6 protein-coding genes and 1 pseudogene are annotated in these 5589 nt (G+C 44.8%); 1 reads left to right on the forward strand and 6 read right to left on the reverse strand.

The window, feature by feature from the left end; translation table 11 throughout:
• Nucleotides 1-160, forward strand: a pseudogene (locus tag CIK88_RS12610) (IS982 family transposase); the annotation flags it as partial.
• Between the two features lie 94 nt (nucleotides 161-254).
• Here CIK88_RS12610 and CIK88_RS09300 read toward each other — a convergent pair.
• The 6 genes from CIK88_RS09300 to CIK88_RS12505 form a co-directional block, all read right to left on the reverse strand.
• Nucleotides 255-947, reverse strand: a complete 693-nt coding sequence (locus CIK88_RS09300; RefSeq protein ID WP_094389655.1) for an RHS repeat-associated core domain-containing protein — start codon at nucleotides 945-947, stop codon at nucleotides 255-257.
• On the reverse strand, nucleotides 944-1432 hold the full coding sequence (locus CIK88_RS09305) for a hypothetical protein (RefSeq protein WP_254046315.1): 489 nt from the start codon (nucleotides 1430-1432) through the stop codon (nucleotides 944-946). The genes CIK88_RS09300 and CIK88_RS09305 overlap by 4 nt, the downstream gene beginning before the upstream one ends.
• Nucleotides 1399-2868 carry an RHS repeat domain-containing protein gene (locus CIK88_RS12615; protein ID WP_254046316.1) on the reverse strand — a complete coding sequence of 490 codons (1470 nt, stop codon included), beginning with the start codon at nucleotides 2866-2868 and terminating at the stop codon, nucleotides 1399-1401. Before CIK88_RS12615 ends, CIK88_RS09305 begins: the two co-directional genes overlap by 34 nt.
• An 11-nt stretch (nucleotides 2869-2879) precedes the next feature.
• Nucleotides 2880-3392 carry a hypothetical protein gene (locus CIK88_RS09315; RefSeq protein ID WP_094389657.1) on the reverse strand — a complete coding sequence of 171 codons (513 nt, stop codon included), beginning with the start codon at nucleotides 3390-3392 and terminating at the stop codon, nucleotides 2880-2882.
• Nucleotides 3392-5266, reverse strand: a complete 1875-nt coding sequence (locus tag CIK88_RS09320) for an RHS repeat-associated core domain-containing protein (RefSeq protein ID WP_158214670.1) — start codon at nucleotides 5264-5266, stop codon at nucleotides 3392-3394. The genes CIK88_RS09315 and CIK88_RS09320 overlap by 1 nt, the downstream gene beginning before the upstream one ends.
• A gap of 127 nt (nucleotides 5267-5393) precedes the next feature.
• Nucleotides 5394-5589, reverse strand: a 196-nt coding sequence (locus CIK88_RS12505; RefSeq protein WP_216820461.1) for a hypothetical protein, incomplete at its 5' end; no start/stop codon positions are given.

Genomic DNA, 5589 nt, shown 5'->3' on the forward strand with positions numbered 1-5589 from the left:
GAAGAATACGGCACAGATTGTACATTCACGCCATAGATCTGTAAGCAACTTTATCATGAACCTTATTTCTGCCTTGGGAGCATATTGTTTCTTTGATAACAAGCCAAAGGCATTGAAAGGATACTGCATCGAAGACACGAAGCAACTTACATTGTTCTAAGGACAGAATAATCTCTTTCGATTCTTTATATATAGCCCATGTCTGATGGTATGGGAAGAGAATTCACGTATCTGTCTTCACATGCAACTAATCGCTATTTTATCCCGAATTGGGGTAAGAATTGGTTTCTAATAATAATATTATCTGTTTCTTTATCGTCACGGAACAAGAAATCTCCATTTGTGGTGTAATAATCATCACGTCCATCAGGATCAATCCTATTTACGGGATTGTCATGACAATACATATAAGGACTATATGGATAATATTTCTCTGCCAGCGGATCCATCCTGTCCCAACGTGCTGTAATAGGATTGTACTGCCTTGCTCCGTAGTCGTAGGTGTTCAGTCCATGCATCTTGTCCAGTTCCTTTCCGTTATACTTATATGGTTGCACGTCACTTGTGGCGGCTGAGCCGTCACAGAACTGGGCTCCAAAGGGGTAGTAGTTCATCGTCTGCATCACCGTCCCCATGCTGCCCATCGCCTTCGTCACCTGACGTACGTTGCCGAGGTAGTCCTTGTCATAGTAGAGGAAGGTGAAGTTGTCCTGCGTGGCATTATATTGTGTGGCTTGGCAGTAACCCTCATCAAACAGGAATTTATCTATTTTGCCGTTTTTAAGCATTAGAGCACCTCCGAGCAGGTAGTCCGTGGAGTCTGTGTATAGTATCTCCGACGGCATGAGCTCCCTTGTGCTTCCTATGGCGACGGTGATGTTCGGCACGGCAGTCTGATACACCACGCGCAGTTTCTCGCCCGTCGCGCTATAGATATCCTTTGTCATGTTCCCCAACTATCTGTCCCTATAACCTCTTTATAACCAACTTTTCTTTTTCTTGTCGGGTCAACTCTTAAGTTGCCTATTGAATCAGTCCAAAAGTATTCTTGAATACGTACCCGACCACCCATTCCACTATGGATTATAGTGTATTTCCTATTAGGAAGTAAATTGATCATTTGCGTTTTTTTGTAACCACAACTATCATCCTTTTTAATCTTTAATCCTGTAGATTGACCCTGTAATCTGATTGTATCAAATTCTTTCGTATCATACGGATTTTCTTTGACAATAAAGAAAAAATGTCCTTCATGAGTTTGCGAACTATCAGATTCAATTTCTAAAACCAGTAAATTATGTACTACTATAATCTGTCGCCTCTCATCAAGTGAGAAAGAATGATCTTCTGTACATGCTGTAAAAAGAAGCGACACTATACAGGCATAAAATAAGTGTTTTATCTTCCCTGATTTATATAAGAGTTCCACCATATATCAAGTTGTTTTATCTTTTTTTCTTCAGATTTCTCATCTACAAATAATGTAGTCAAATCTGTTTTGAATTCATTCTTTACAAAATTTCTGAAATCTCTATATGCTATACTTCCTTGCTCTGCTTCTTTTTCACGTGGGGCTTCATCATGACTCATAGTCTTAATATACCCATAAATTGTTTTTAGTATGTATTGACCTGAATTCTGATCTCTATTTATTTGTTTTATATGACCAACCTCATGCGAAAATTCGCGAAACCACCAATCATAATATTGTTCACTGCTCATATTTGATTCATCGAAATAAGTAGGCGATACAAGTATACGAGTTTTTTCAGGACTACTTCCTAAAGTAATGCAATTGTTTTTCAGTTGTCCTCCGAATTCTTCCAACCTGACTTTCCTTATATGTTTTTCAGAAATACCAGACACTAAAGATAATAGATGAGCGGCGGATTCTGTAAAATTATAATATGTTGTTTGTGCCTTTGTAGTCATAATAGTTCCTGTAATACTTGTACCTGTCACCATGTATGTTCTTTCATGGCGAATTTTGACAATCCCTATAGGGAAAAGTCCATCTGAATCCACCAACATTACAGGATTATTCGTACAATACACATACGGACTAACGCCATAATATTTCTCTGCCAATGGATCAACCCTGTCCCATCGTGCGGTGATTGGATTATACTGACGTGCACCGTAGTCGTAGGTGTTCAGGCCGTGCATCTTATCAAATTCTTTCCCATTATATTTATACGGCTGCATGTCACCTGATGCGGCAGAGCCGTCACAGAACTGGGCTCCAAAGGGGTAGTAGTTCATCGTCTGTACCACCGTCCCCGTACTGCCGGCCGCCTTCGTCACCTGACGTACGTTGCCCAGGTGGTCGCGGTCGTAGTAGTAAAACATGAAGTTGTCCTGAGTGGCGTTCAGGCTTTCCGCCTGACAGTAGCCCTCGTCGAACAGATACTTATCTATCTTGCCGTTCCTCAGCGTAAGGGCACCGCCCAGCAGATAGTCCGTGGAGTCGGTATATAGTATCTCCGAGGGCATGAGCTCCCTTGCGCTGCCGATGGCGACAGTGATGTTCGGCACTGCAGTCTGATATATCACGCGCAGTTTCTCACCCGTGGCGCTATAGACATACCTCGTCACGTTTCCGTCGGTGAACTGTATCCTGACCGGGTTGTTCATCATGTCGTAGTCTATCCTCGCTATCCTGCGGCTGGCGTCGCTCGTGAGCGACCCTGCGCCGTTGTATGTCAGTGGATACTCCTGCCCAGCCACGCCGTCAAAGTCCGTAGCACCTGCGTACGCCATCCGCGAGGCGTTGTCGCGCATGCTTGACAACTGGTTTCCCTCGTACGTCATCTGGAGGTCGTCAAGCAGTCCTATGATTTGAACCTTTTGAAACTTTATGCTAATCATTAATCTCCTTATTAATATTTCTGAAGAACTGAACCCCACGAACTTCTTATTGGGATTGGGCTTGTTTCTTTGAGTTTATCTATAAAATCCATGGTCGGTTTGTCATCGTAAATTCCTATCTCAAAATAATAGGCCCTGTCTTTTATAAAAAGTACGTTACCCATACCATCATGAGAAATGCTCTGAATAAAATAGTTCACGGATTTTCGTTTCCTTACTTCCGAGACAAGTTCTTCAAGTTGCCTAAATGCGGTAGCATCTATTATTATGCTGTCTTCATCATGAATTTTCTCCCACGAAATACCATCCTTGGGAAACTTTCCAGATGAGATAGAGTCATGACAATCCCAGGACATCTCACCGAAAATTTCTTTCAATGTCCTGTCTTCTTTAACCTCCACCCAAAAGCAATTTTTATTTGTGCTTGTTGGGAAATAAAGGTATTTGCATAGAATGCCATCGTCATACGTTTTCGTACATCCGCATAAGATGATTACAAAAAAGAAAATAATGTTTTTTTTCATTAGTACACAACTCTTTTATTTAGACCATGTTCTTTACGTAATTTGTTTTCTGTATATTTTTCATTGCCTATAATACCTACAGTTTCTAATTCACTGGTTTCTTCTTGTGTTTCATACAATTTACCATCTACGTCCCTGTAAATATACGATGATTCTTCTCCATCCTTTGGCGCATTGCCATTCATTGCTGAATATGCATGAATTAACTCATGTCCAACCACGATTTCCATAGGTATAGTTTCAACTACAGTTTTTTCTGTATTGGAGTCCTGAACTTTTAAATCCAGAGAAGATGACGGGTTCAGATTAATATAACCATCCGTACCTTTACCATTGGATGCGTCTTTAGGGAAATAACTATGATATCTATTCCTATCGCTTTCACTCCCTATCTGGATTCCAGTAGTACGTTTGTGACCAATCACATCTCTCAGCAAAGATGTTCCGACATCCAGTTTCTTGTCTCTATTGTCCCATCTTCTACCGCCAATTGTCACTTCACCTGTTTTCCTATTCAATAACAGATTGTCATTTGTCAATTTCTGCATATAACCTAATGTCCTCATCTGCTCATCATGGGTTCCAACTAAAAATATTTTCCTTCCATCAGGATCAATTAGTCTGATAGGATTGTTAAGACAATACACATACGGACTAACGCTATAGTATTTCTCCGCCAACGGGTCTATCCTGTCCCATCGGGCTGTCACGGGATTATACTGACGCGCACCGTAGTCGTATGTATTAAGTCCGTGCATCTTGTCTAACTCCTTTCCGTTATATTTATACTGTTGGAAGTCACTTGTAGCAGCAGAACCATCACAGAACTGGGCTCCAAATGGGTAGTAGTTCATCGTCTGCACTACAGTCCCCGTGCTGTTGCTGGCTTTCGTCACCTGACGTACATTGCCCAGGTGGTCCTTGTCATAGTACAGAAAGGTGAAATTGTCCTGCGTGGCATTATATTGTGTGGCTTGGCAATAGCCCTCATCAAACTGATACTTATCTATCCTGCCGTTTCTCAACGTGAGAGCACCGCCCAGCAGGTAGTCGGTAGAGTCAGTGAACAGAATCTCCGACGGCATGAGTTCCCTCGCGCTGCCTATGGCAACGGTGATGTTGGGAACTGCAGTCTGATACACCACGCGCAGTTTCTCGCCCGTGGCACTATAGACATATTTCGTCACGTTTCCGTCGGTGAATTGTATCCTGACCGGGTTGTTCAGGCAGTCATAGTCTATCCTCGCTATCCTGCGGCTGGCGTCACTCGTAAGTGACCCTGCATCGTTGTATGTCAGTGGATACTCCTGCCCAGCCACGCCGTCGAAGTCCGTCGCCCCTGCGTACGGAAGTCTCCAGACATTGTCGAACACGCTTGCCAACTGGTTCCCCTCGTATGTCATCCGCAGGTCGTCAACCAATCCGAAGCCTCCGTGCATCGCGTCCTGGAGCCCGCAACGTCGCAGCCTCTTGATGTTTCCGTTGCAGTCGTACTCCGCCTGCTCGTTGAAGTAGTTTCTGTTACCTGTCAGGTTGTCGCCTGTTCCGAAAAGCGCCAGGTACAGGCGGTTGCATCCATCGTACCTCAGGTTGTAGCCCTTGTATTCGCTGTCATTCCTTGCCTTCCACCGCACGGTGCTTATGTTTCCGTTGTGGCATGCGCTGTCAAGACCGTCGGCATAGTACAGGTCTTCGCGGAATCCTCCGCTGCTGACGCTCTTGAGCCATCCGTGCACGTCGTAGGTATATGAGCAGTATGACTTGGAGTTCCTTATCGTTTGCCGCCCCTTGGTGCTCAGCCTTCCGATGGCATCGTAGGAGTATTCCGTGTCGCGTGACTGCGCGGTGCCCCCGTGGCTGACGGACAGGCTCATTTTTGTCTTCTTGCCGTACCGGTATGTGTAGCCGGTCTTCGCCGTGAAGTCGCCCCCGTAACCTACGCCTACCCTGACCTCCGTGCTGTCAACGGCGCCCGTGAAGGTGTATTCGGTGCTGACATCCTCAATGTGCCCGCCGAGTCCCTTGCGCACAGTCCTCACCGCCTGACCCTTGCGGTCGTACACGGTGACAGTGCCGAGGGCCTCGCCGCCGGTAGCGTACACCACCTGTCCCGTAAGGTAGCCGATGGCGTGCTGTCTCTGTTCCTGTCCAATGGTTAATGCAGGCATCGCGCTTGTAAGGTTGTTGCCGATGAATT

This window comes from Prevotella sp. P5-50 (assembly GCF_002251295.1).
Lineage (GTDB): Bacteria > Bacteroidota > Bacteroidia > Bacteroidales > Bacteroidaceae > Prevotella.

Excerpts from the sequence above, each read along its gene's own strand:
- CIK88_RS09300 (WP_094389655.1), bottom strand. The coding sequence starts at position 947 with ATGACAAAGGATATCTATAGCGCGACGGGCGAGAAACTGCGCGTGGTG.
- CIK88_RS09305 (WP_254046315.1), bottom strand. The coding sequence starts at position 1,432 with ATGGTGGAACTCTTATATAAATCAGGGAAGATAAAACACTTATTTTAT.
- CIK88_RS12615 (WP_254046316.1), bottom strand. The coding sequence starts at position 2,868 with ATGATTAGCATAAAGTTTCAAAAGGTTCAAATCATAGGACTGCTTGAC.
- CIK88_RS09315 (WP_094389657.1), bottom strand. The coding sequence starts at position 3,392 with ATGAAAAAAAACATTATTTTCTTTTTTGTAATCATCTTATGCGGATGT.
- CIK88_RS09320 (WP_158214670.1), bottom strand. The coding sequence starts at position 5,266 with ATGAGCCTGTCCGTCAGCCACGGGGGCACCGCGCAGTCACGCGACACG.